The sequence below is a fragment of the Pseudomonas tremae genome, from assembly GCF_001401155.1.
GTDB lineage: Bacteria > Pseudomonadota > Gammaproteobacteria > Pseudomonadales > Pseudomonadaceae > Aquipseudomonas > Aquipseudomonas tremae.
The window spans coordinates 1-25,543 of record NZ_LJRO01000192.1 but is presented as its reverse complement, the minus strand read 5'-3'; the positions used below and the strand labels follow the sequence as shown (position 1 = coordinate 25,543).

The window sequence follows — 25,543 nt, the reverse complement described above, 5'->3', positions numbered from 1 at the left end:
TCCGGGTGGGACAATACGCTTACTTGCCGGTAATCCTCGCCCACAAGTCCGACAGCGAGGCACTTTCGAAGAATACGTTCAGAAAATGGCTGCCGTCCTGGCTGAACCGCTGCAGGTCTTTCTTCGCGTTGCTCTGCAATTGAACACGGGTCTGGTCCAGCTCGCTCTTGAGTGCAGCACGCCTGAGCTGTTCGGGGTTTGCCTCGGCCCATTCACTGACGATGCGGTCCTGCCAGTCGCAGTCCATCGGGTGGGTGAAAAACCTTGCGGCAACGTGTGCCGGATGTTCGACACCTTCCTTTGCGTGCCAATGGTTCAGAACGGCCCTGCCTGTTTCAAGCACCGCTGTTCTGGCAAGCTCTGCGGCGAGGACATGCAGCGGATGTTGCGCATGATCTTTGGCCAGCTGGGAATGCGACGGGTCAGTCGAGCCGCTGGTGTTCGGGTCCTCGTCGAGCATGGTCTGCACGTCGTCAACGCTGTTGCCCAGCCAGACGGTCAGGCTTTGCAGGACGATCCCGAAAGCATTTCCCAGCAATCGTCCTGGTGTAACGATGAAGGCATAGAACTGTTCGACCTGTTCGGAGAACGGCTGGCTGGCCCATTGGTCACGCGCTTCGAGGAAAGCCTCGTAGCCTGCAAGCAGGCTCTGGTCAGGGTGCTCGCCAAGGATGATCTGGATGATCTGGTCGCGCTCGTAGCGTTCTCCGGCCTTGAACGCTTCGAACGGTTTGTCGTCTGGCGAGAACAGAATCTTGCCAAGGGGTTCTGCAAGGCTGGCGATGATGTCGCTGCCGCCGAACGTACCTGTGACGAGGGGCAGTGAGTGCCTGCAGTCTGCATTCGACGTCCACGGCAACACGTCGGTATAGCCCTGCTTGATCAGGCTCAGTTCAGCGAAATTGGAATGGGCAAAGAAGTCTTCGAGAACATGCAGTGCAGCACCCATGTCCCGCAGCCCGTCCGTGGAGTGGGCACCGGCCTCTACGGCCGACTTCAGGCCTGCGGTCATGATGTCTGCCGAGCGCTGAAGGTAGCGCTTCATCGAGGTGTCATGGTCGACCTGCAAGGCCTGATCGTCAGGTAGTACCCATTCGTCAAAGTCGCCGTCGCGCTCTTTTGGGTTGGCCGGGTTGGGGTTCGTAGCCTTGGGGTTGTCGATGTGCTCGCCAGGGCGATAGACGCCGAGCCGTTGCGCAGTTACTACAAAGCGTGAACGGTCCACGCGCATCAGGTCGGTGAACTCCTTCACTGCCAGAACATCCACGATGCGGGTCAGTGCATCGCGGGAAAGCAGGTCAGGGAAGCTTTTCGGCATGCTCGTCGCCCTGACGATCTTCGGGTCGAGCAGTTGCGAATAGTCGCGCAGCCAGTTGCCGAAATAGATCGCGCGGATTTGTTCCGGCGTGAAACCGGCAGATTCGAGAACAGTCTCGATCGAAGCATGCGTGTGTTTGTCTTCGTCGCCTTTGCCTGCTTCAAATCGCAGTGGCACTGGAAGCTCTTCGCCGTTGCTATCCATGATCTGATCGATGGCAACAGCCGGGTGCTGGGGACTCATCCTTGATTCCTTGATGATAAGACGGCGAGCCGGGTCATTCGGCCGGCGTGACCGTGTTTGAACGGGAGGTGGCAATTTTCGCGCGCACCGGGTTTGTCGACAATCAGGCGACGTATCAGCAGGCGTAGGCGATTGCCGAGGAGGAGGGGGGCAAGAGAAGGGCGAGTGTGGGAAAAGGCGGTAGCCGAAACTACCGCCCCATGATTCAGGGAATAGCGACTTCGATGATGCCATCAGCTGCAACGCTGACCTGGCTGGTGCCGGCTTCGACATCCGGGGTCGGTGCAGAATCTTCACGTAACGATTTGGCCATCATCATGACGGGCGCACGCAGGTAGGGTTGCGGGTAGCCTGACGTATTGAGGTTCAGGTTGACCAGCTTGTAGCCTGTGCCGCCCAGCGCCTCAGTGACCAGTTGCGCGCGGGCCTTGAATGCGTTCACGGCGTCCTTGAGCAACGCGTCTTCGCTGGTCTTGCGGGTCGCAGGCGAGATCGAGAAGTCCATGCCGCCCATTTTCAGGTCCGTCAGCAGCTCGCCGGTCAGCTTCGACAGCACCGCGAAGTCTGCGCTTTCGAGGCGCAGTTCGGCGCGTTCACGCCAGCCGGTGATCTTCTGGCCTTTGTCGTCGTAGACCGGGTAGCTGTTGCGGCTGCCTTGGCGAATCTTCACATCCTTGACCTGCCGTGCCTGACCCAGCGCCTTGTTCAGTGTCTCAGTGATCTGTGCCGCCAGTTTGGCCGGGTCACTGTCCTGGGCTTCTGTGTACAGCGTGACGAGCATCAGGTCGCGCTGAACCTCCTGATTGACCTCGGCGCGCAAGGATATCTGGTTATAGCGGGCTTCTTCAGCCAGCGCTGGCAGGCTGGACAGGGCAGCGGCCAGCGCGACGAGCGCGGCAGCAGGACGGAGATTGAACATGAAAGCTCCTTGTTATCAAACGGCCGCCGACAATTGTCGAATGGCGCAAAGTTCTCTGACTGTAGCGGTTTGGCCCGGTTCCTGCGATGACAGACTGCTTCGGTGTGCGGTGCGTTGACGCACTTTTCCAGTTTTGGCTCCCGCTTGGTTATACTCGCAACGATCCACCTGGAGCACTCATCAGGAGAGCTCATGCTCGCCCCCGTTCAAATGCTTTCAGCCACACGGCAAAACCTGTGGCGCCTGACATTCATCCGTATTCTGGTGCTGGCCGCGCAAGCGGGCTCGGTGGGAATGGCGTGGCTGTTCGACTTTCTGCCGCTGCCGTGGCTGCAACTGTCTATAACACTGGGTTGCTCGCTGGTGCTGTGCGGGCTGACTGTGATCCGCCTGCGCACGTCCCTGCCGCTGACCGAGTTCGAGTATGCGCTGCAACTGGCGCTGGACCTGCTTATCCACAGCGCCTTGCTGTACTACTCGGGCGGCTCGGCCAACCCGTTCGTTTCCTACTATCTGGTGCCGCTGACCATCGCCGCCGCAACCTTGCCGTGGCGTTACTCGCTGATTCTGTCCGGTTTCGCGCTGACCATGTACACCCTGTTGATGGTGCGTTCCTACCCGCTGGAAACGGACTCGATTGCCCGTGAGAGCATGCAGGTCTACGGCATGTGGCTGAGCTTTGCGCTGGCAGCGGCAGTCATCACGTTCTTCGCGGCAAAGATGGCCGAAGAACTGCGTAGTCAGGAGCAACTGCGTGCCGAGCGTCGTGAGGAGGGCCTGCGCGACCAGCAGTTGCTCGCCGTCGCCACCCAGGCAGCAGGCGCCGCCCATGAGCTGGGTACACCGCTGGCGACCATGAGCGTGCTGCTCAAGGAAATGCGTCAGGACCACAGCGACCCGGCGCTGCAAGAAGACCTGTCGGTGTTGCAGGAGCAGGTCAAGCAGTGCAAGCAGACCCTCCAGCAACTGGTGCGGGCTGCCGAGGCCAACCGGCGCATGGCCGTCGAGCATCAGACTGCCACGCGCTGGCTGGACGAATCGCTCAATCGCTGGCACTTGATGCGCCCTGAAGTGAGTTACCGCTTCTATCAGTTGGGCAAGGGCGAAGTGCCTACACTGGCGCCGCCGCCCGACCTGACTCAGGCGTTGCTCAATCTGCTTAATAACGCTGCCGATGCCTGTCCCGACGGGCTGGAAGTGAACCTGGATTGGGACAACGCGGAAATCTGCATCAGTATTCGTGACCACGGCGCCGGTGTGCCTCTGGCCATTGCCGAGCAGATCGGCAAACCGTTCTTTACTACCAAGGGCAAAGGTTTCGGCCTGGGTCTGTTCCTGAGCAAGGCCAGCGTCACCCGTGCGGGTGGCTCGGTAAAGCTCTACAGTCATGAAGAAGGCGGTACGCTCACCGAGTTGCGCCTGCCCCGAAACACGCGAGGAGAAGAAGCATGAGTGAGGATGACATTCAGGTCGAAGGCGAAGAGCTGCCGCACCTGTTGCTGGTCGATGACGACGCGACGTTCACCCGTGTGATGGCCAGGGCCATGAGCCGCCGTGGCTTTCGTGTGAGCACGGCAGGCTCGGCAGAAGAGGGCTTGGCGCTGGCGCAGCAGGACATTCCCGAATATGCCGCGCTGGATCTTAAAATGGACGGCGATTCCGGTCTGGTTCTGCTGCCCAAGCTGCTGGAACTGGACCCGGACATGCGCGTGGTGATCCTCACCGGTTATTCGAGCATTGCCACTGCAGTCGAAGCCATCAAGCGTGGTGCGTGCAACTACCTGTGCAAGCCGGCTGATGCGGACGACGTATTGGCGGCGCTGCTGTCCGAACACGCCAATCTCGACACGCTGGTCCCCGAGAACCCTATGTCGGTGGATCGTCTGCAGTGGGAGCATATCCAGCGTGTGCTGACTGAACACGAGGGCAATATTTCAGCAACTGCCCGTGCATTGGGCATGCATCGCCGGACCTTGCAGCGCAAGTTGCAGAAGCGCCCGGTGCGGCGTTGATGAAGGTTTTTTCATAGTGATCGTGTAAGCGTTCTTTTGCTTCATTGTGCTCAGGCCGTACTTTCAAAGAGAGCGAGCCTGAACTACATGAATCGCAATGCTGAATATTCTGCCGTCAACGATACTGTCAAAGGGGCGTTTCTACGCCGCGTCTGGAAGCTGATAACGCCGTACTGGCGCAGCGAAGAAAAGGCCACTGCCTGGCTGTTGCTGATTTCGGTGATCGCCCTGTCGCTGTTCAGCGTGCAGGTGTCGGTCTTCTTCAACAGCTGGTACCGGGATTTTTACAACGCCCTGCAGAACAAGGATCTGGCGGCGTTCACCCACCTCATCCTGTACTTCAGCGGCATCGCAGCCATCGCCATTCTGGCTGCGGTCTATCGCCTGTACCTGACTCAGCTGCTGACCATCCGCTGGCGCCGCTGGCTGACAGAGCAGCACTTCGCCCGCTGGCTGGCGGATAAAAATTACTATCACCTGGAGCAGGGCGGTTACACCGATAACCCTGACCAGCGGCTTTCAGAAGACCTGAACGAATTCACCACCAGCACCCTCAGTCTGGGGCTCGGTCTGATGAGTTCGGTTGTCAGCCTTGTTTCGTTTTCGGTCATTCTCTGGGGCGTTTCAGGCAGCATCGAGCTGTTCGGCATCACCATTCCAGGTTACATGTTCTGGGCGGCCATGCTCTATGCGCTGGTGGGCAGCTTGCTGACGCACTGGATCGGTAAACGGCTGATCCCGTTGAACAACCAGCAAGAGCGCTTTGAGGCAGACCTGCGTTTCGCGCTGGTCAGGGTGCGCGAAAACGCCGAGAGCATCGCCTTGTCCGAGGGCGAGCGTAATGAAAACCAGCGCCTCAGCGGACGCTTCCAGATGATCTGGAATAACTTTCGAACGTCGATGAAAGTGCAGAAGCGACTGACCTTCTTCACCTCGGGCTATTCGCAGATCGCCTTGATTTTCCCCTTCATCGTGGCAGCTCCACGGTATTTCGCGGGCAAGATCGAACTGGGTGATCTGATGCAGATCAACTCGGCGTTCGGTAACGTGCAGGAGAACTTCAGCTGGTTTATCAGTGCGTATGGGACGCTGGCTTCCTGGCGTGCCACGTCTGACCGTCTGCTGAGCTTCCGACAGGCCATGAGCGATCACGAGGCGCAGCAACCTGCCATCGAAAGGACACGCTCCGAAGACGCGTTGGAACTGCGTAATCTGGGGCTGGAAATTGCCGGTGGTCGTCAATTGCTCACCGATGCCAACCTGCGTATTGGTGCAGGCGAGCGGGTCATGTTGAGCGGTCGTTCCGGCAGCGGGAAAAGCTCGCTGCTGAGGGCGCTGGGCGGGCTATGGCCAAACGGTTCAGGGCAGATCCGTCTTCCCGCAGGGCCAGCGCTGTTTCTGCCGCAACGGCCTTATCTACCGATCGGGACGCTGCGCGAGGCAATGAGTTATCCACAGCCTGCAGATCACTATGCTGCAGAGCGCTTTGCCGACGTGTTGAATCAATGCCGTCTGGAACACCTGATTCCACGACTGGATGAAAGCAATCACTGGCAGCGTTTTCTGTCGCCGGGCGAGCAGCAGCGGGTAGCGTTTGCGCGCGCCTTGCTGATTGCACCGCGCTGGTTGTTGGTAGACGAGGCCACTTCAGCCATGGACGAGGATGACGAAACCGCCATGCATCGCGCGATCATCGACGGCTTGCCCGGCCTGACGCTGGTCAGCGTCGGCCATCGCAGCAGCCTGCAACGTTTTCACGATAGGCATGTGCGTGTCGAGGGCGGCCAATTGGTCGAACAGCGGGCAGCTGGCTCTGTCTGACAAGGCTTGTGTCCTACAGGCGGTATTTTTTGAGGGTGTGATCATATAACCGCTGAGCTATCATTAGCCCTTGTTTAGCAGTCCAGAGATCGATGTTGGATGGAAAATCAAAGCGCTCCGCCCCGCGCCCGTAGAAAACACCGCAGCCTCGCGCAGGAGCTGGTCACCGAGCTGTCCGAGCGTATTCGCAGCGGACAGCTCAAGCGTGGCGATAAACTGCCCACTGAATCCGCGATCATGGAAGAGCAGGGCGTCAGCCGCACGGTGGTGCGCGAGGCCATTTCGCGCCTGCAGGCGTCCGGGCTTGTCGAAACCCGTCACGGGATCGGCACCTTCGTTCTCGACACTCCCAGCCCCAGCGGCTTCCGGATTGATCCGGCGACCATCGTGACCCTGCGTGATGTACTGGCGATTCTCGAATTGCGCATCAGCCTCGAAGTCGAGTCGGCAGGGCTGGCAGCTCAGCGCAGAAGCGATGAGCAACTGGCGGCCATGCGTTCGGCACTGGACGCACTCAATGAAAGTGCCGCACATGCCACCGATGCAGTAGCGTCGGATTTCCAGTTTCACCTGCAGATTGCCCTGTCGACCGGCAACCGCTATTTCACTGACATCATGACTCACCTGGGGACCAGCATCATTCCGCGCACGCGCCTGAACTCGGCGCGTCTGGCCCATGATGATCAGCAGCACTACATGGACCGGCTAAGCCGTGAGCACGAAGAGATCTTCGACGCCATCGCCCGTCAGGACTCCGATGCCGCTCGCGCTGCCATGCGCCTGCATCTGACCAACAGCCGCGAACGCCTGCGCCACGCGCATGAAGAAGCAGAGTCGCAGCGGGCTTGAGGATCGGATGTAGCGGGCAGCGAAGACGAATTGGCAGGTCGGCGATCTCGAGAAGCTGCAATGGCTTCGCATCAGATTAGGCTCCTTGTGCGGGGGGATGTAGGAGCGGAATTGTCCGCGAAGGCGATGGTTCAGACACAGAAAATGCATCGGATGTACTGGCCCATTCGCGAGCAAGCTCGCTCCCACAACGTATGGCGAAGACCACCCGCGGACTTGTCCAAGAAGGCGGTCTGACAGGTCAGTTATCTCCAGAGGCTGTAATGGCCTCGTCGTGAGCAATGCGGATCGCCGCCCGGTCACTCGCATACAGATACAGCCGAGGTGGCTTGCTTTGGTGCCGTTTCGCACCGCAGCGTCAAAATCGGACTCCATCCTCTCCCGCTGAAAAAACCCGAAATCCCTGTTGAGTGATTTTATTATCAGTTGTACGATGACTTACGACATCGGCAACGACCCGGTGATCTTCTAACAATTATGTCCCCCAGGGTGTTCGAATAATGAATCCACAAGAACTGAAGTCCATCCTCTCTTCCGGTCTGCTGTCTTTCCCGGTTACCGATTTCAACGCCCAAGGTGATTTCCATCGCGCTGGCTACATCAAGCGCCTCGAGTGGCTGGCCCCGTACGGTGCCAGTGCCTTGTTTGCTGCAGGCGGTACAGGCGAGTTCTTTTCCCTTGCAGCCAGCGAATACTCCGAAATCATCAAGACTGCCGTCGACACCTGCGCTACCAGTGTGCCAATCCTGGCCGGTGTAGGCGGGGCAACTCGTCAGGCCATCGAATATGCTCAGGAAGCCGAGCGTCTGGGCGCCAAAGGTTTGCTGCTGCTGCCGCACTACCTGACCGAAGCCAGCCAGGACGGTGTTGCCGCGCACGTTGAGGCTGTCTGCAAATCGGTCAAGATCGGTGTGGTTGTCTACAACCGCAACGTCTGCCGTCTGACACCGACGCTGCTGGAGCAACTGGCCGAACGTTGCCCGAACCTGATCGGTTACAAGGATGGCCTGGGCGATATCGAACTGATGGTTTCGATCCGTCGCCGTCTGGGTGATCGCTTCTCGTACCTGGGCGGTTTGCCTACCGCCGAAGTGTACGCCGCTGCCTACAAGGCGCTGGGCGTACCGGTCTACTCGTCGGCGGTGTTCAACTTCGTGCCGAAACTGGCGATGGACTTCTACCACGCCATTGCCCGAGACGATCATGAAGCAGTCGGCAAGTACATCGACGACTTCTTCCTGCCTTATCTGGACATCCGCAATCGCAAAGCGGGCTACGCAGTCAGCATCGTCAAGGCCGGTGCCAAAATCGCCGGTTACGACGCAGGTCCGGTTCGTGCGCCATTGACCGACCTGACGCCAGACGAGTGCGACATGCTCGCTGCCCTGATGGACAAGCAAGGCAAGCAATAACACCTGTGACGACAGAGCCGCTGAGCGATCAGCGGTTTTTCGTTGCCGCGCATGACCCTTACAGGTGGTAGATGTCGTCGCCGTGACACTGCCAAGGGGCCTGTAACGCTACACCCCAAAACAGCTTTACCCGCGTAAAAAAATAATCAGTGGGAGCTCTACGATGCAAAAGTCCAAGCCGACGCACGTCCGCTATTTGATCCTGTTGATGCTGTTTCTTGTCACCACGATCAACTACGCCGACCGCGCCACCATCGCTATCGCTGGTTCCAGCATCCAGAAAGACCTCGGCATCAGTGCTGTCACTCTGGGCTATATCTTCTCCGCATTTGGCTGGGCCTACGTGGCCGGTCAGATCCCTGGTGGCTGGCTGCTCGACCGGTTCGGGTCGAAAAAAGTCTACGCCATGAGCATTTTCACCTGGTCGCTGTTCACCCTGCTGCAAGGCTACGTGGGCGAGTTCGGCGTCTCCACGGCAATCGTCGCGCTGTTCATGTTGCGCTTTCTCGTCGGTCTGGCTGAAGCACCTTCCTTTCCGGGCAACGCACGCATTGTGGCAGCCTGGTTCCCGACCGCCGAACGCGGCACGGCCTCGGCGATCTTCAACTCGGCGCAGTACTTCGCGACTGTGCTGTTCGCACCGCTGATGGGCTGGATCGTTTACACCTACGGCTGGCAGCACGTATTTGTGGTCATGGGCGCATTCGGTATCGTGTTCTCGATGGTCTGGATGAAGGTCATCTACGGCCCGCGTAACCACCCGATGATCAACGAGGCCGAGTTCGAGCACATATCGAACAACGGTGCGCTGGTCGATCTTGATCAGGACAAAGGCAAGAGCACACAGAAAACAGCCAGCAGTGGCCCCAAATGGGACTACATCCGTCAGTTGCTGACCAACCGCATGATGCTCGGCATCTACCTGAGCCAGTACTGCATCAACGGCATCACCTACTTCTTCCTGACTTGGTTCCCGGTGTACCTGGTTCAGGAGCGCGGCATGACCATTCTCAAGGCTGGCATGATTGCCTCCTTGCCGGCCATTTGCGGCTTCATTGGCGGGGTATTGGGCGGGATCATTTCCGACTACCTGCTGCGCAAGGGCCACTCGCTGACCTTCGCCCGCAAAGCGCCGATCATCGGCGGCCTGTTGCTGTCTACCTCGATCGTGACCTGCAACTATGTCGATGTCGAATGGGTGGTCGTGGGCTTCATGGCGCTGGCCTTCTTCGGTAAAGGCGTCGGTGCGCTGGGCTGGGCGGTCATGTCCGATGTTTCGCCCAAGCAGATTGCCGGTTTGAGCGGTGGCCTGTTCAACACCTTTGGTAACGTTGCATCGATCACCACCCCGATCGTGATTGGTTACATCATCAGCAGCACCGGCTCGTTCAAATGGGCACTGGTGTTCGTGGGCGCCAACGCGCTGGTTGCGGTGATCAGTTACATTTTCATCGTGGGCGAAATAAAGCGTGTGGAATTGAAAGAGCCGCCTGCCAAGGGGCCATCGCTGAACGACTCGATCAGCGACCTTTCCGAAGCAAAATCCTGAGGAAACCGTGATGAACCTGATTCAACATGCCGATTCTCCGCGTTACATCCGGCTGCATCCGCTGGATAACGTCGTGGTCGTGGTCAACGATCAGGGCGTGCCAGCCGGCACCGAGTTCGATAACGGGCTGGTGACGGTCGACAACGTGCCGCAGAGCCACAAGGTCAGCACCGTTGACCTGGCAACAGGCGAGGCGATCATTCGTTACGGCCATACCATCGGTTACGCGCTGCAACCGATACCGCGTGGCAGCTGGGTCAGGGAAGACCAGTTACGCATGCCATCCGCGCCCGCGCTCGACAGCCTGCCAATGTCTGATGCAGTGCCGGAAAAACAGGCGCCGCTGGAGGGTTACACCTTCGAGGGCTACCGAAATGCCGACGGCACGGTGGGCACCCGCAACATTCTGGGGATCACCACCACGGTGCAATGTGTGACCGGCGTGCTGGATCATGCGGTCAAGCGCATCCGTGACGAACTGTTGCCCAAGTATCCGAATGTCGATGACGTGGTGGCCCTGACCCACAGCTACGGTTGCGGCGTTGCGATCACAGCCACTGATGCTTATATCCCGATCCGGACCGTGCGCAATCTGGCACGCAACCCGAACCTGGGTGGCGAGGCGCTGGTGATCAGCCTGGGCTGCGAGAAGCTGCAGGCCGGGCAGGTCATGCATGAAGGCGACAGCTCGGTGGACCTGAGCGAACCCTGGCTGTACCGGCTTCAGGACTCCAGCCACGGCTTCAACGAGATGATCGAGCAGATCATGGAGCTGGCCGAGACACGCTTGAAGAAACTGGACCTGCGCCGGCGCGAGACTGTTCCGGCTTCGGAGCTGATCCTGGGCATGCAGTGCGGCGGCAGCGATGCGTTTTCCGGCATCACTGCCAACCCGGCTCTGGGTTATGCCTCGGACCTGCTGCTGCGCGCAGGGGCGACGGTGATGTTTTCCGAAGTGACCGAGGTGCGCGATGCTATCTATCTGCTGACATCCCGCGCGCAGGATCAAGAAGTCGCGCAAGCACTGGTTCGCGAAATGGATTGGTACGACCGTTACCTGGCCAAGGGCGAAGCCGATCGCAGCGCCAACACCACGCCGGGCAACAAGAAGGGCGGATTGTCGAACATTGTCGAGAAGTCTCTCGGGTCCATCGTCAAATCCGGCAGCAGCGCCATCAACGGCGTGCTGGGGCCGGGCGAACGGGTCAGTGGCAAAGGCTTGATCTTCTGTGCCACACCCGCCAGCGACTTCGTTTGCGGCACGCTGCAACTGGCTGCCGGAATGAACCTGCATGTGTTCACGACAGGGCGCGGCACGCCTTACGGCCTGGCGATGGCTCCCGTGGTGAAGGTCTCGACCCGCACCGAACTGGCTCAGCGCTGGCCTGACCTGATCGATATCGACGCTGGCCGTATCGCCACCGGGCGCGCAAGCATCGAGGACTTGGGCTGGGAGCTGTTTCACTTCTACCTGGACGTGGCCAGCGGCAAGAAGAAGACCTGGACCGAGCACTACCGGCTGCACAACGACATCACCCTGTTCAACCCTGCGCCTATTACCTGACAGTCTGTTACGCAGAACGCTACGGACGTCGCTCTCACTCTAGTGGGGCGGCGTCCGTCCAATGCTGCGTAAAGGTCCGATCCAAAAGATTCTCTGAACTTTAAGGCACTTTCAGGCCTCTTCTACAGTAAGGGCGGCCGGTCTGGCTGCCTTCGTTGAAGGTGCAGGAGATTTCAAATGGGTTGGATATCGGAAAATCATTTATGGCTGTTTGCGGCGCTGACTGCGTTGGTCGTGATTTCAGACATTTGGGCGGTCATGCGCATTCGCAAAAGCAAGACTGAATCCAGCAACAAGCTGATGTGGATCATCGTTGTCATCGCTGTGCCTGTCCTGGGCGTGCTGGCACTCGTCATTGCGGGACCGCGCCTTGTCGACACCCCTGCGCGACCTGAGCAGCAAAGTACAAAGTATTAACCCCGTCTTCCAGAAATGCCCCGCCTTGCTGCGGGGCATTGTTGTTTATACGCCCCTGATTCTCTCCCGCCGGGCAGCTGTCATCATAAAGATGAGTCGCCAGCTGGCAAAAATTCAAATCTCTGCAATTCTTCTGACATGGTGAGGTGTTCATATGCTCGCCATTCAGACCCGAAAAGGAGAGAGCGCATGTCTATCATTACCAAGTGGGCGTTGCAGGCGGTTGCACTGATTGTGCTGGGCTGGATGGCGACAGTGACGGCAAGCTGGAACAGCGGTGTTGCCAGTGGCACCGGCAGCGATCGTCTGGCCGAGTTGAGCGTTGGTGTACTCAGCAGCACGACTGTGAGCGCCACCCGCTCCGCGACTGTGCAGGGCGAATAAATCACGCACAAGCCGCTAGATGGCCTTACTTTTCTGCAGGCAAAAAAATGGCCCACAACAGGGTGGGCCAAATGGGATTCATCAAAGGAGTGGGGTCAATTTACCCATCCAGACGTGAAGAGGATGTGAAACGGATGTCATGGAAATGAGAAGTCTTTCAGTTTGAAAAAAAGATGCCATCTGGATAAAACAGCGTTGTCAGCTGTGTGATAACGCTGTTTGGTGGCGGGTCCTGGCTGTTGCCTGGACGAGACGCGGGGACTTAGCGGGCCATCGCTCTTGCGGTTCTTTCAGCAGGCATCACCCGATGTGCCATGTGGGGCAACGAGTGAGGCGCATCGATTCTGGATTTCATGCGATCTGCAAATTCTCTGGCTTCCTGCCAACTCCTGCACTTGACCGGGTAATCATCAAGTTTTACAACCCAATCAGCCCCGTATACACCTTCTTCAATTCGGATAAGCATTGCTGGCATCTCCTGTTAGCGAGGGTAAATCTGTGCCGGGTCATCGGCGTGAAAGCAGACCGACAAAATCCTGCGCCGAAAACCTGTGCGGGGCTACAAAAAATTACACTTCCCGATGAATGTAAGCCTCGCGCAACAGATCCTGACGTTGTTTGCATGCGCGCAGCCTGACGCAAAAATGTGACAGGCTGATGGGGGAGGGTCAGAACGCCAGTTTGAAGCCGATCATGCCCAGCATGATTGCCAGGAAGGGCCGCAAGATATCGTCGGAAATCCGGCCTGCCATATGGCTGCCTAGATAAATGCCGGGTAACGAGCCCATCAGCAGCCAGCCCAGCAATGCCCAGTTCATGTTGCCCATGCTGGCGTGGCCCAGGCCTGCAACCAGCGTGAGCGGAACCGCGTGGGCGATTTCAGTGCCCACCAGACGCCGGGTAGGCAGCAGCGGATAGAGGATGAACAAGGCGACAGTGCCCAGCGCGCCCGCACCGATGGAGGTCAGCGCCACCATGGTGCCGAGGATCAGGCCGGTGATGACAGTCAGGACCGTCAGGCTGGTGCCGCTGAAAAACGAGTGGCCGTCGCCGCGACCATGAGCGAACGCCAACAGTTTTTTCTTGAAGAGGACGGCAAGGGCAGTGAGGAGCAGCACATAGCCCAACGCCTGCTTGATGATTGCATTCAGGGCTTCGGGTGCAGCATGCAAGGTGCTCAGGAACCACAGCGTCAACAGCACCGCAGGCACACTGCCCATTGTCAGCAGACCTGTGACCTTCCAGTCGATGTTGTCATTTTTGCGATGGACCAGCACCCCGCCGGATTTGGTAATCGCCGCGTACAGCAGATCCGTGCCTACCGCTGTGGCCGGGTTGATGCCAAACCACAACAGAATCGGCGTCATCAGCGAGCCGCCACCGACTCCGGTCATGCCCACGATAAAACCGACTACCAGCCCTGCAACTACAAACCCCAGACCACCCGCTTCCATATCCAACCCTGTCAAGCAAACGCATCAGGTAAAAAGTGGCGGGCAGCATAACGGCTTATGCCTGAAACGGTTATGAAGATGTGGTCTAAGGTTATAACCGTTTGTCACGGATGACAGCGGCCTCAGCGGCTTCGGCAACGCTTTGCAGACGCCGAGTAGGGCCAATCCATTTCAGCAGTGCGTCGGCTTCCATCGGTTTGGCAATCAGGTAGCCCTGGCCTTCGTCGCAACCCCACTGTTTGACCAGGCGCCGGATATCATCTGTCTCGATGCCTTCGGCGACTACGCAATAACCCAGCTTCTTGGCGAGACCGATCAAGGCTTTGACCAAGCGTTGATCGGTCTTGTCGGACGCCAGGTTACGAATCAGCGACTGGTCGAGCTTGACCGTGGTCGCGGGCAACTGGCGCAGGTAGCTCCAGTTGCTATAGCCAGTGCCGAAGTCATCGATTGCCACGTCCATGCCCATCTGACGCATGCGTTCCAATTGGTGGCGCACTTCCGCCGGGTTCTGCATCAGCGCCCCTTCGGTGAACTCAAGTTCAAAGCGCGTGGGGTCGATCTTGTGCTGGCTCAGCAGGCGAATCATCCGGTCGGTAAACGCAGGGCCGGAGAGGTCTGCCGGGCTGACGTTGATCGCAATGCGGAAGTCGAACCCCTTCTGCTGCCATTGCGCGGCCTGCTCGATTGCGGTCTTGAGCACCCACAGGCTCAGCGGGCGCATCAGGGCGGTCTTTTCGGCCAGCGGCACGAACTCGGCCGGGCCAATGGGGCCGAGTGTCGGATGATTCCAGCGCAGCAAGGCTTCTACCGATGTGCAGAGACCGGACGCCAGATCAATGCGCGGCTGGTAGACCAGACGCAATTGATTGTCGGCATGCACAGCAGTGGTCAATGAGCTGAGCAATTTGAAGGCGCGTTGTTGCGCGGCATCGAAATGCGGCTCGTACATTGCCCAGCCGAGGTTGCGATCACGCGCGTCATCGGCGGCGCTGATGACCATGCGCATCCAGTCCTGCTCTTCGGCCGCGTCGCGACTCAGCGTCACGACGCCCAGGCCCACCTGCATCTGCACGGGAATGCCTCGGCATTCAACGGGGGTCTGGAAATCTTCAATAATGATGCGCAGCAGGTAATCAGGCACCTGATCGCCAGGCAGCAGAAAACCGAAGCGGGTAGGGCTGACTTTGTACAGCGGACAGGTCGGCGGCAGCAAAGCCTCCAGGCGGCCCTTGATCGCTGTCACCAGGTCTTGGGAGAAGCTGTAGCCCAATGCCTTGACGATGTCATTCAGGAACGCGGAGGTGATCATGTCCACCGCAACCAACTGATAATCGAGAGTCGAGGCTAGCGCCTGATGGATGTCTTCCTGCAGGCGCGAGCGGTTGTACAGGCCGGTAGGCTGATCGATGAAGCAGCTGAGTCGCAGGCTGACGATGCGTTTCATGACCAGCGAGGCGAAGCGCTTGAGCATCAGCATTTGATGCTCGCTCATCGGCTCGCGCGGTTTGGTGTCGATCACGCACAGACTGCCCAGCGCAAGGCCGTCGTCGGTGATCAGCGGCGCGCCAGCGTAGTAGCGGATATCCGGGTGGCCGGTGACCAGGCCATTGTTCACGAAACGCTCGTCAATGGTTGCGTCAGGAACTTCAAACGGGACGTCGGAAAGGATCGTATAGGCGCAGAACGACACATTACGCGGCGTTTCCCGTGGTTTCAGGCCAACCCTGGCGCGAAACCACTGGCGATTCTCGTCGACGATGGAGACCAGCGAGATAGGTGCCTGAAAAAACTCGGCAGTCATCGCCACGATCTCATCGAGTACGTCGTCTGACGTATCGTCGAGCACGCACAGCTCCCGTATGCGCAACAGACGTTGCGATTCATTAAACGGGATAGGGGCGCTGGCGTTCATAAGATTCTCAAGGGTGTGCGGTGATGCCTATTTGACATCACGAAACGCACTTTAGCAGGAGAAAAGATTTCGACCACGGGCGCGAGATGCCAGTTAATCGGCAGCGGCCACTTATTTTTTAGCGTAATCGCTCTATGGGGCAGATAGATAAAGGATGCAGCTTCATATTTCTCGGGGTTTTGCGCGTGGTGCCATTCGTCGGCTTGTCAGGAAAACCTTCGAATCTCGTGTATTGCACCGGGCGCTGTCTTTGGGATTTGCAGGCTTTTGCAGTCCGAAATAAGCTCAGTGATCGTCAGTCATGGAGCGCTTCATATGAATGTCCAGATCCGGCCCGCCTGCGAGGCAGATGCCGAGGTCATCAGTCGAGTGGTATTTGCAGCCTTGCACACCAGCAATGCCAGGGATTACTCGGCCGACGTAATCGAGCGTGTCGCGCAGAGCTTCAGTGCTTCTGCGCTTTGTGCACTGATGAGGCAACGCCAGATGTTTGTGGCAGTGGCAGGAGCCATGATTGTCGGAACGGCGAGCCTGGACGGCCATGCCGTTCGCTCGGTATTCGTGGACCCCGACTGGCATCGGCGCGGGGTGGGCCGGTTGTTGATGGAGCAGATTGAGCGCGTGGCCCGTGGCGCGGGCGAAGAGCGGCTGGTGGTGCCGTCGTCAGTGACCGCGCAGGGGTTCTACGCCGCTCTGGGCTTCAAGGTTGTGCGCGAGCACATTGAGGACGAAGAACGCACCTTGATCATGGCGCGGCACCTGCACAGCTGAGGCAACGAAGGGTCAGGTGGTCAGTTCCTGGATTTCCTGTAGCTGGTAGTGGGCATACAGCGTGCTGCCGATCAACGTGCAGAACACTTTCAGGGTGTCGAGCGTATCGTGATCGTCGAGCTGCGCGGGCAGCGTGTCCAGGCCGCACAGCGTGCCGAAGAAGTCTCCGTTGGGAAAAATGATCGGCAACGAAAAGTAGCTCTGAAACCCGTAGAGTTTCGGCACCGGGTGCGCGGAGTAAACCGCATCAGTGGCCAGTTCGTTGATCACGATAGGCTTTCTGTGCTGACGCAACTCGTTGCAGAGCGTTGTTTCCAGTTTGAGCTGATGGCCGGGTTCCAGTCCAAACTGGATCTCGTCATACACCGCACACGCGGTCCAGCTGCTGTCGGTCACTTTTGCAATAGCCGCGAATCTCAGCCCGGTCAGCCGGGTTACCAGCCGCAGAAGGCTGGAAGTGGCTTCGATTTCACTGATGACTGCCAGCTCTGCCGAAGTCAGGTTGTTGTTCAAAATGCGTCACCCTGGTCATAAAAGCACTCACGCAACCTTGGCAGTACGCCTGGCGCATGCCGATTTTGTGCAGGGTGTGATCGTGCCATATCTGATCAAGGCTTACATAACTATCTTGGTCCACGTACGTCACGATCGGTTATCAACTTTCAGTACGTTCTCAGCGCGACCACCCAAACAAGGCCTTACTTGTCGGGTGCCGTTGTCGCCACTGTCAAAACAAGCGCATCAGGTTTTGAATCGCAATACTAAATCGTTCAGATTTACCGCCAGTTCCGAAAGCTCGTTACTGGCTTCCAGTGTCTGGCGTGTGCCCTCGCTGCTTTGCACGGCCAGGTTACGGATACTGATCAGGCTTCTGTCCACATCTCTTGCCACATGCGCCTGTTGTTCGGACGCCGTGGCGATTTGCAGGTTGCGGTTGTTGATCTCCAATACCGAATCGGTGATCTGCCGCAACGACTGCCCGGCGTCTTCAGCCGTTTTGCGCGTGTTGTGTACCTCAAGAGTGCTCTTTTGCATGGATTCGACCGTGGCGGACGAGCCAGCCTGTATCGCCGAAATCATCTGTTCCACTTCCTGAGTGGAAGTCTGTGTGCGATGCGCCAGTGCGCGCACTTCATCCGCCACCACGGCAAACCCGCGGCCCTGTTCGCCTGCACGCGCGGCTTCAATGGCGGCGTTGAGTGCCAGCAGGTTGGTCTGCTCGGCAATCCCGCGAATCACGCCCAGCACTTTGCTGATGTCCTGCGCCTGGCCCGCAAGGGCCGTGACCTGTGCGGAAGAGCCCTCTACCAGCCCGGTCAGGTTCTGCATGGCGGTCAGGGTTTCGGCGACACGCTGGTTGCCCAGATCGGCGGAAACACTGGACTGCTGAGCCGCCGCAGACGTTGACGTGGCGTTGCGAGCGACCTCTTCTACGGCGGCGCTCATTTCATTTACCGCAGTTGCGGCCTGTTCAATTTCGCTGTTCTGTTGCTGCAATGTGCGGTCGGCGCTTTCGGTAATCGAGGTCATCTCGACGGCGGCAGTGCTCAGTTGAGCGGACGCGCCGGAAATTTGCCGGATGGTATCGCGCAGGTTGCTCGACATCGTGTTCAGCGAGGTCATCAGCCGGGCCGCCTCATCCTTGCCGGAGACTTCCAGTTGCCGGGTCAGATCTCCCGCAGCAATGTCTTCTGCTAGCTCCAGAGAAGCGCTGATCGGGCGAACAATGCTGCGCGTCAGTGCAATGGCGAGGAATACGGTGAGGATCGACGCAACAATGACGACAGCCACCAACACATTGACGCTGTGGTTATAGACCGCTGTTGCGTCCTCGCCTGAGCGTTGGGCGTCTTTTGCGTTACGACCGCGCAGCGTGTTGAGGTCGGCCTGATAGGCATTGGCTCGCTGAACCTGTTCGTTGTTGGCGAAAGACAGGGCTTTTTCGTGGTCTGTCGCGTCGGTCGTGATTATCTGCTTCACGCCGGCCACGTAATTGTCCATCTTGTTGTGGGCCTCCTCGAACTGCACCCGGTCCTGCTCGTCGGAGATCAAATTCTTTCGGTAGAACTCACTGCGCCCCTGCAGCGTGTCAATGGCTTCCCGGGCGCTGCTCGCCGCCGTGCTTCGTACGGTAGGGTCGGTGCTGGCCAGCATGCGGATGCTTTCCAGGCGAGCATGAAGCAGGGCGATCTGGATGTCGTCGACGACCTGAACGCTGGGCAGTGAGTTCTCCTCGATGTTCTGCTCTGCCGCACGCAGGTGTCCGATCTGAATGTACGAAAACACGCCCAGGCCTATCAGGATCATGGTGATGATGCCAAAGCATAAGGATGCTCTGCGCGAGATATTCAACGACCTGAGATTCATATCAGCCTCCAGCGGCTAAAAACAGACGGAGGGGTGAAAAGCCCCTTCCTATGCCTGTTTTTCTGCCGAAGTTGATAGAGCTTTAATCAAAACGCCATGAAAGTTATTTCATGCTCGCGTTAAGTTGCTGGATGTAACGAGTTACTGTGAGGTCGCAGCGCTGATAGTTTCAGATGCTGATGATTGCACTTCTCGATTTAAGTATTAACTCTATTTTTACTGCCTTGCTCTTTATGGGGCAGCTTTTTATTGTCGATGAACCCTTCTTCCGTCTGCGCGTGAGCGACAGATCGCCGGTTGGCGTCGGCGACGTTATCCAGAAAGTTCGCTACACAGCCCATGCAGGCGATACGTTCTTCCACATGCGGCATGTGGCTTGAATCCTCGAATACTTTGCAGACGATACCGCGGATTTTTTTGACGTAAGGCCTGACCACCGTCGAGGTGGCTTCGTCATGGCGACCGGAAATCAACAGGGCAGGGACATTGACGAGCGGCAGGCGGTCGACAATGGACCAGTCTTTCAACGTGCCGGTGACATGGAACTCCGTGGGCCCGTTCATCGAGTGATATACGGTCGGGTCTTTGTCGATCTGCTCGAAAGTGCGTTTCACCTCGTCCGGCCAGCGCTTCACGCGACACACATGGCGCTTGTGGAAAAGCCCGGAGGCTGCCAGATAGTCCGGATGGTCCAGCGTGCCAGCCTGTTCATGAAGCGATAACGCCGTCTGCACGGCCTCAGGCAATTCCTTGCGCAGCCGGTTAGCTTCGCTGGCCCAGGTATGCATATCCGCCGGCGAGTTGGCGATGATAAGTGCTTTCAGGCCTGGCGGTTGGAGCACAGCGTGCTCCGAAGCCAGCATGCCGCCCCAGGACTGGCCGAGCAGCACGTAATTGTCAGTGATTTTCAAGTGCGCCAGCAGGTTATCGAGTTCTTTCAGAAACAGATCGACTGTCCAGAACGCTGTGCCTTTGTGGGGTAGGTGGGTCGAGAGTCCGTTGCCCAACTGATCGTAATGGATGACAGTCCGGCCCGTACTGGCAATGTCTTTGAACGAATCGACGTAATCATGTGTACAGCCAGGGCCGCCGTGGAGGATGACCAGCGGCGTGCTACCGGTATGGCGATCGCCAGTGACGCGATACCAGGTCCTGTATTCGCCAAAGGACGCGTAGCCTTCCTCTATCGGCATATATGCCATATCACCGGTCCCTGCTGGATAATTACTGGCACCATAGCGCGGGCGGGAAAATCTTGTAACTATAGGAAGTGATAGGTTTTGGCCGAGAGCCCGGTCGGCTGTCGCACCTGGCTGGCGGCAGGAGCACTGTGCATCCAGCGGCTAATTTGTATCCTCAGGTTTACCTGGGCATTGGCGAGGGCGGCGGGTGGTAAAGTCGCTGCCTTTTTACGCTACACCCCGCGGAGCCTTCATGCACACCCCCACGCCTCATAACGAATCCCCTAACGCGCTGGCGTTCATCACGCGGTTTTTCGCCGCTGAGTCCGCTGGCGGGCTGGTCCTGATGGGCGCTGCTCTGGCTGCCCTGATCGTTGCCAACTCGCCACTGGCCGACAGCTACTTTGCGGCGCTGCACGCGGTATTCGCCGGGCTGTCGGTTGCGCACTGGATCAACGACGGGTTGATGGCGATTTTCTTCATGCTGGTCGGGCTGGAAATCAAACGTGAAGTGCTTGCGGGCCAGCTCGCATCGTGGGGCCAGCGAGCATTGCCAGGCTTCGCCGCGCTGGGCGGCATGGTGGTTCCGGCATTGATCTACGTGGCATTCAACTGGGGCCATCCAGACACCATCGGCGGTTGGGCCATTCCGGCAGCGACCGACATAGCGTTTGCGCTGGGCGTGTTGTCCTTGCTTGGCAAGCGCGTGCCCCTGTCGCTCAAGATATTCCTGTCGGCACTGGCGATTCTCGATGACCTCGGTGCTGTCCTGATCATCGCGCTGTTCTATACCAGTGACCTGTCGATCCCCATGCTCCTGGCAGCTTTTGCCAGCATTGCCGCGCTGGTTGCACTTAATCGACTGGGTGTGAAAAAGCTGCTGCCTTACCTGATCATCGGCGCGCTGCTGTGGTTCTTCATGCTCCAGTCCGGTATTCACGCCACCCTCGCAGGTGTCGCGCTGGCACTGTGCATTCCGCTCGGCAAACCCGATGAAGAAGCTACTTCGCCGCTGCTGCACCTTGAAGAAAAACTGCACCCCTGGGTCGCGTTCGCCGTTGTACCGATCTTCGGCTTTGCCAACGCTGGCGTGTCACTGTCAGGCATCACCGCCGACAAACTGGTAGACCCGGTGCCGCTTGGCGTCGCACTGGGGCTGCTGGTCGGCAAACAGGTCGGCATCTTTGCAATGGCGGCTCTCGCCATCCGCGCCGGTTTGGCCCGGCTGCCAGACGGTAGCAACTGGGGCCAGCTATACGGCGTCTCGGCACTGTGCGGTATCGGTTTCACCATGAGCCTGTTCATCGGCGCACTGGCCTTCCCAGGCGCTCCGGATCTGGTGGATGAGGTCAAGGTGGGCGTGCTGATCGGGTCGGTGTTGTCGGCGTTGCTGGGGGTGATGGTGTTGCGCAGGTTTGGGGCGCGGGGGTGAATCGCTGCGTTGCGCAACAAGCACTTATCTTTACGCAAAGTCTAGATGAGCTTGGAAAGCGGGTCTGAAACTATGCAGACTCTCGTTCACACGCGTTACACACAACCCCTGAGTTCCCCGGAAAATGGGACCGTCATAGGATCCTGTTTATTAATGTTTATGGGTTGAGCGTCGATACAGCTGGAGCAAACAGGCCTTGCTGGTCAAAGCGGTCAATTATCCGGTGTGAAAGGCCTTGAATCACCCACGCTGGCTATCACGCCCGATCTGCGCGCTACTGAAAAAACGGAACCGCAGAGTGATCGCAAACCTCGTCCTGTTGCAATAACCCATCTAAGGATGGCAATTTTACGTCTTTATTAAAGAAGGGATTCAGCTATGACTTCAAAGATTCCGATGGCTTTACTGTTGTGTGCTTTGCCTTTTTTCACGTACGCAGCGGAATACAACGTAAAGACGTACTGCAAAAAAGTAGCCGACTCTGTAGGTGGGAGCGCTCAAATCGAACTCGGATGTCGTGAGCAGGAAAACGATGCGAAAGCTGCTATACCGGGCAAAAACGCAACGCCAAAAATATTGAAATATTGCGATCAGGTTGCCCAGTCAATCGGTGGCAGCTATCAGATACTTTCAGGCTGTATTGACCAAGAGCAGGATGCACAAAAGAAACTCGGAAATTAATCCTCTTTCTCGGCATTTAAGGTCCAAGGTGCATTAGCAATAAGGGCCCTGTTGCAAGCGCAAGCCTAGAAAAACGCCTCCACAAGGGAGGCGTTTTTTACACTCGGTATATCACCCAAGCATCAAGCGAGGTCGAAACGGTCAAGGTTCATCACCTTGGTCCAGGCGGCCACGAAGTCTTTGACGAACTTCTCGTTCGCGTCCGAGCTGCCATACACCTCGGAGATCGCACGCAGTTGAGCATGAGAGCCGAAGACCAGATCGACACGTGTGCCGGTCCACTTCACTTCGCCAGTCTTGCGGTCACGTGCTTCAAAGGTGTCGTTGGCACCCGAAGTCGCTTTCCACTCGACGCCCATGTCCAGCAGGTTCTTGAAGAAGTCGTTGGTCAGGCTTTCTGGAGTGTGAGTGAACACGCCATGTTTGCTTTGCCCGACATTGGCATTCAAGACCCGCAGGCCACCCAACAGCACGGACATTTCCGGTGCAGTCAGGGTCAGCAGTTGTGCCTTGTCGACCAGCAGCGACTCAGCCGACACCTTGTAATGACCCTTCTGATAGTTGCGGAAACCGTCGGCAACAGGTTCCAGGAAGCTGAACGACTCTACGTCGGTCTGCTCCTGAGAAGCATCGGCACGGCCCGGTGTGAACGGAACCGAAACGTGCTGGCCAGCGTTTTTAGCGGCCTGTTCGACGCCTGCACTACCGGCCAGAACGATCAGGTCAGCAATGGAAATCTTCTTGCCGCCCGACTGAGCGCCGTTGAACTCGCTCTGAATACCTTCGAGTGTCTTCAGCACGTTCGCCAAATGCGCAGGCTGATTCACAGCCCAGTCCTTCTGCGGCGCCAGACGCAGACGCCCGCCGTTGGCACCACCGCGCTTGTCAGAGCCGCGGAAGGTGGAAGCTGCCGCCCATGCGGTTGAAACCAGCTGCGACACCGACAGCCCCGAAGCAAGAATCTTGCTCTTGAGCGCGGCAACATCCTGATCGTCCACCAACGGATGATCAACGTCCGGAATCGGATCCTGCCACAACAGCTCTTCGGCCGGTGTTTCCGGACCGAGGTAGCGGGCGAGTGGGCCCATGTCGCGGTGAGTCAGCTTGAACCAGGCGCGGGCAAATGCATCGGCCAGTTGCTCCGGGTTGGCCAGGAAGCGGCGGGAGATCTGCTCGTAAGCCGGATCGAAACGCAGCGCCAGGTCAGAAGTCAGCATACTGGGTGCATGACGTTTGCTCGGATCATGGGCATCCGGAATCTTGCCGGCGCCAGCGCCGTTCTTCGGCGTCCACTGATGTGCGCCCGCCGGGCTCTTGGTTAGCTCCCACTCGAAGCCGAAGAGGTTTTCGAGGTACTCGTTGCTCCACTTGGTGGGCGTCGAGGTCCAGGTCACTTCCAGGCCGCTGGTGATGGTGTCACCACCTTTACCCGTACCGAACTTGTTGCTCCAGCCAAAGCCTTGCTGTTCAAGACCTGCGGCTTCCGGCTCCGGACCGACGTTGTCGGCAGGGCCGGCACCGTGAGTCTTGCCGAACGCGTGACCACCGGCAATCAGCGCCACGGTCTCTTCATCATTCATGGCCATGCGGCCGAAGGTTTCACGAATATCCCGCGCTGAAGCAACCGGATCAGGAACGCCTTCAGGGCCTTCCGGGTTCACGTAGATCAAGCCCATCTGCACTGCGGCCAGCGGGGTTTCCAGATTCCGTTCGCCGCTGGCGGTACGGCTTTCTTCGTTAGGGTGATTCTCCGGCTCGGCCACCAGCGTGCCGTCGCCCGGCTGCTGCATTTTCTTCTGCGCGCCGTAACGCTCTTCGCCGCCCAGCCAAGTGGTTTCGGAACCCCAGTAAACGTCTTCTTCCGGCTCCCAGACATCCGGGCGACCACCAGAGAAACCGAAGGTCTTGAAGCCCATCGACTCCAGCGCCACGTTACCGGTGAGCACGATCAGGTCGGCCCAGGAAATCTTGCGGCCGTACTTCTGTTTGACCGGCCAGATCAGACGACGGGCTTTATCCAGGCTGACGTTGTCAGGCCAGCTGTTAAGCGGCGCAAACCGCTGCTGACCGGCACCTGCACCGCCACGGCCGTCACCGGTACGGTAAGTGCCAGCGCTGTGCCAGGCCATGCGAATGAACAACGGACCATAATGGCCGAAGTCAGCTGGCCACCAGTCCTGGGACTGAGTCATGACATCGCGCAGGTCCTGTTTGACCGCTTCAAAGTCCAGACTCTTGAATTCTTTCGCATAGTCAAAGCTCTCACCCATCGGGTCAGAGAGCGGGGAGTGCTGGTGCAGAATCTTAAGATTCAGCTGCTTCGGCCACCAGTCACGGTTCGTTGTACCGCCGCCGGCAGCATGGTTGAAAGGGCACTTCGATTCAGTTGACATGCTTGATACACCTTTGGTCATTTTCATTCGGTCATCCAGTCCTTCGGGACCTGAACAACACTGAAAGAACTCATAGCACAGGGTTCATATCGGCCGTTCGATCAACGATCAGGCCAACTCTGTAAATACGTCGCGTGGCGATAATCAGATTGCCGCGAGGCGAGCCCACAACGTGCGCAGTAAACCTGAGCTCATTCTTATCTCCTCATCAGGGTAAAACCGTGCGGCCTCCGCCGACGCCTTGTAGATTAGCCTCCTTGGCGGATATTTCTAATAGAAAGAACGTTGGGGGGTGATAGGGAGATTTAGAGACGGGTCGTGCTGGCGGATCTATAGCGCGGTGTCATCGAAATGCCCAGTCCATCTGCTAGCCTGTGAGGCCGTTCGGACAGCAGAATGGATTTACCAATGATCACAATCCGCCCCATGACGATGAACGACTACAACGCAGTCATCGAATTCATGCGCACCACACCCGGCATCTCGATCCGCGAAGCCGACTCTCGCGAATCGACCGCACGCTATCTGGAGCGCAACCCTGGCATGAGCTTTGTCGCCGAAGCCGATGGCGTTCTGTGCGGCTGCGTCATGTGTGGCCACGACGGTCGCCGAGGGTATCTGCAGCATTTGATTGTGCTGCCTGATTACAGGCGGCAGGGAATCGCCCAAGAGTTGGTTGAGCGGTGTCTTGGTTGCCTGGAGAACATCGGGATTTATAAGTGCCATCTGGATGTGATGAAGACGAATGAGGCTGCTGGGCGGTACTGGTCGGGGCAGGGTTGGGTGTTGCGGGAAGATATTGATCGGTATTCGATGGTGCGGCGGGAGGGGGATGTTTGAAGGGGGGGCTCTCTCTGGGAT

Annotated in this window: 22 protein-coding genes and 1 pseudogene; 13 read left to right on the top strand and 10 right to left on the bottom strand. The window is 58.1% G+C overall.

The genetic code is table 11. From position 1 onward, the window contains the following. Positions 1 to 19 precede the first annotated feature (19 nt). Entirely contained in the window at positions 20 to 1,561 is a 1,542-nt protein-coding gene (locus tag ALO43_RS13360; RefSeq protein ID WP_054997651.1) for an HET-C-related protein, read from the bottom strand. Positions 1,562 to 1,766: 205 nt separating this feature from the next. Beyond that, entirely contained in the window at positions 1,767 to 2,480 is a 714-nt protein-coding gene (locus ALO43_RS13355) for an SIMPL domain-containing protein (RefSeq protein WP_005887034.1), read from the bottom strand. A 192-nt stretch (positions 2,481 to 2,672) separates the two neighbouring features. Between ALO43_RS13355 and ALO43_RS13350 the strand changes: the two genes are divergently transcribed. The 9 genes from ALO43_RS13350 to ALO43_RS13310 all read left to right on the top strand — a co-directional run bounded on the left by ALO43_RS13350 (position 2,673) and on the right by ALO43_RS13310 (position 12,488). Continuing rightward, on the top strand, positions 2,673 to 3,932 hold the full coding sequence (locus ALO43_RS13350; RefSeq protein WP_024670915.1) for an ATP-binding protein: 1,260 nt from the start codon (positions 2,673 to 2,675) through the stop codon (positions 3,930 to 3,932). Next, positions 3,929 to 4,492 (top strand): response regulator transcription factor, encoded by a 564-nt coding sequence (locus ALO43_RS13345; protein ID WP_005888899.1) that lies wholly within the window; start codon positions 3,929 to 3,931, stop codon positions 4,490 to 4,492. Before ALO43_RS13350 ends, ALO43_RS13345 begins: the two co-directional genes overlap by 4 nt. Positions 4,493 to 4,579: 87 nt before the next feature. After that, positions 4,580 to 6,313: an ABC transporter ATP-binding protein/permease gene (locus tag ALO43_RS13340; protein ID WP_053931537.1), complete on the top strand. Its 1,734-nt coding sequence runs from the start codon at positions 4,580 to 4,582 to the stop codon at positions 6,311 to 6,313. 99 nt (positions 6,314 to 6,412) lie between these two features. Then, a complete protein-coding gene (locus ALO43_RS13335; RefSeq protein WP_002555183.1) occupies positions 6,413 to 7,162 on the top strand; it encodes a FadR/GntR family transcriptional regulator in 750 nt (249 codons plus the stop codon). A gap of 500 nt (positions 7,163 to 7,662) precedes the next feature. After that, a complete protein-coding gene (gene kdgD / locus ALO43_RS13330) occupies positions 7,663 to 8,574 on the top strand; it encodes a 5-dehydro-4-deoxyglucarate dehydratase (RefSeq protein WP_005888902.1) in 912 nt (303 codons plus the stop codon). A gap of 163 nt (positions 8,575 to 8,737) precedes the next feature. Beyond that, complete coding sequence (locus tag ALO43_RS13325) at positions 8,738 to 10,123, top strand: MFS transporter (RefSeq protein WP_053480161.1); 1,386 nt, start codon at positions 8,738 to 8,740, stop codon at positions 10,121 to 10,123. Positions 10,124 to 10,133: 10 nt separating this feature from the next. Then, positions 10,134 to 11,687, top strand: a complete 1,554-nt coding sequence (garD, locus tag ALO43_RS13320; protein ID WP_024670917.1) for a galactarate dehydratase — start codon at positions 10,134 to 10,136, stop codon at positions 11,685 to 11,687. A 177-nt stretch (positions 11,688 to 11,864) separates the two neighbouring features. Next, positions 11,865 to 12,104 (top strand): PLD nuclease N-terminal domain-containing protein, encoded by a 240-nt coding sequence (locus ALO43_RS13315; protein ID WP_005888906.1) that lies wholly within the window; start codon positions 11,865 to 11,867, stop codon positions 12,102 to 12,104. A gap of 189 nt (positions 12,105 to 12,293) precedes the next feature. Then, positions 12,294 to 12,488, top strand: coding sequence for a hypothetical protein (locus ALO43_RS13310; protein ID WP_005888907.1), 195 nt, complete (start codon positions 12,294 to 12,296; stop codon positions 12,486 to 12,488). A 262-nt stretch (positions 12,489 to 12,750) separates the two neighbouring features. Here the strand turns inward: ALO43_RS13310 and ALO43_RS31470 are convergent, their stop codons facing one another. The 3 genes from ALO43_RS31470 to ALO43_RS13295 form a co-directional block, all read right to left on the bottom strand. Beyond that, positions 12,751 to 12,954 carry a hypothetical protein gene (locus ALO43_RS31470; protein WP_005888908.1) on the bottom strand — a complete coding sequence of 68 codons (204 nt, stop codon included), beginning with the start codon at positions 12,952 to 12,954 and terminating at the stop codon, positions 12,751 to 12,753. 202 nt (positions 12,955 to 13,156) lie between these two features. Beyond that, a complete protein-coding gene (locus ALO43_RS13300; protein ID WP_005888909.1) occupies positions 13,157 to 13,942 on the bottom strand; it encodes a sulfite exporter TauE/SafE family protein in 786 nt (261 codons plus the stop codon). 91 nt (positions 13,943 to 14,033) lie between these two features. Then, positions 14,034 to 15,857: a sensor domain-containing phosphodiesterase gene (locus tag ALO43_RS13295; protein WP_024690152.1), complete on the bottom strand. Its 1,824-nt coding sequence runs from the start codon at positions 15,855 to 15,857 to the stop codon at positions 14,034 to 14,036. Between the two features lie 315 nt (positions 15,858 to 16,172). Here ALO43_RS13295 and ALO43_RS13290 point away from each other — a divergent pair, with 315 nt between their 5' ends. Continuing rightward, on the top strand, positions 16,173 to 16,628 hold the full coding sequence (locus ALO43_RS13290) for a GNAT family N-acetyltransferase (RefSeq protein WP_024670918.1): 456 nt from the start codon (positions 16,173 to 16,175) through the stop codon (positions 16,626 to 16,628). Positions 16,629 to 16,640: 12 nt separating this feature from the next. Here ALO43_RS13290 and ALO43_RS13285 read toward each other — a convergent pair whose 3' ends face one another. From ALO43_RS13285 to ALO43_RS13275, 4 genes and pseudogenes are all read right to left on the bottom strand, one after another. Beyond that, positions 16,641 to 17,141: a GAF domain-containing protein gene (locus tag ALO43_RS13285; protein WP_053480157.1), complete on the bottom strand. Its 501-nt coding sequence runs from the start codon at positions 17,139 to 17,141 to the stop codon at positions 16,641 to 16,643. Positions 17,142 to 17,369: 228 nt separating this feature from the next. Beyond that, a complete protein-coding gene (locus ALO43_RS32100) occupies positions 17,370 to 18,158 on the bottom strand; it encodes a methyl-accepting chemotaxis protein (protein ID WP_371906437.1) in 789 nt (262 codons plus the stop codon). 66 nt (positions 18,159 to 18,224) lie between these two features. Beyond that, positions 18,225 to 18,995, bottom strand: a pseudogene (locus ALO43_RS32095) (MCP four helix bundle domain-containing protein); the annotation flags it as partial. Between the two features lie 197 nt (positions 18,996 to 19,192). Next, positions 19,193 to 20,197 carry a proline iminopeptidase-family hydrolase gene (locus ALO43_RS13275; RefSeq protein WP_005888916.1) on the bottom strand — a complete coding sequence of 335 codons (1,005 nt, stop codon included), beginning with the start codon at positions 20,195 to 20,197 and terminating at the stop codon, positions 19,193 to 19,195. A 232-nt stretch (positions 20,198 to 20,429) separates the two neighbouring features. Between ALO43_RS13275 and nhaA the strand changes: the two genes are divergently transcribed. Together nhaA and ALO43_RS13265 are read left to right on the top strand one after the other, a co-directional pair. After that, positions 20,430 to 21,608: a Na+/H+ antiporter NhaA gene (gene nhaA, locus ALO43_RS13270; protein WP_005888918.1), complete on the top strand. Its 1,179-nt coding sequence runs from the start codon at positions 20,430 to 20,432 to the stop codon at positions 21,606 to 21,608. Positions 21,609 to 21,986: 378 nt separating this feature from the next. Further along, a complete protein-coding gene (locus ALO43_RS13265) occupies positions 21,987 to 22,289 on the top strand; it encodes a hypothetical protein (RefSeq protein ID WP_005888920.1) in 303 nt (100 codons plus the stop codon). 122 nt (positions 22,290 to 22,411) lie between these two features. On the opposite strand, the gene katG is transcribed toward ALO43_RS13265, so the two are convergent. Beyond that, entirely contained in the window at positions 22,412 to 24,682 is a 2,271-nt protein-coding gene (gene katG / locus ALO43_RS13260; RefSeq protein ID WP_054997674.1) for a catalase/peroxidase HPI, read from the bottom strand. 408 nt (positions 24,683 to 25,090) lie between these two features. Between katG and ALO43_RS13255 the strand changes: the two genes are divergently transcribed. Next, on the top strand, positions 25,091 to 25,522 hold the full coding sequence (locus ALO43_RS13255) for a GNAT family N-acetyltransferase (RefSeq protein ID WP_054997650.1): 432 nt from the start codon (positions 25,091 to 25,093) through the stop codon (positions 25,520 to 25,522). Positions 25,523 to 25,543 lie beyond the last annotated feature (21 nt).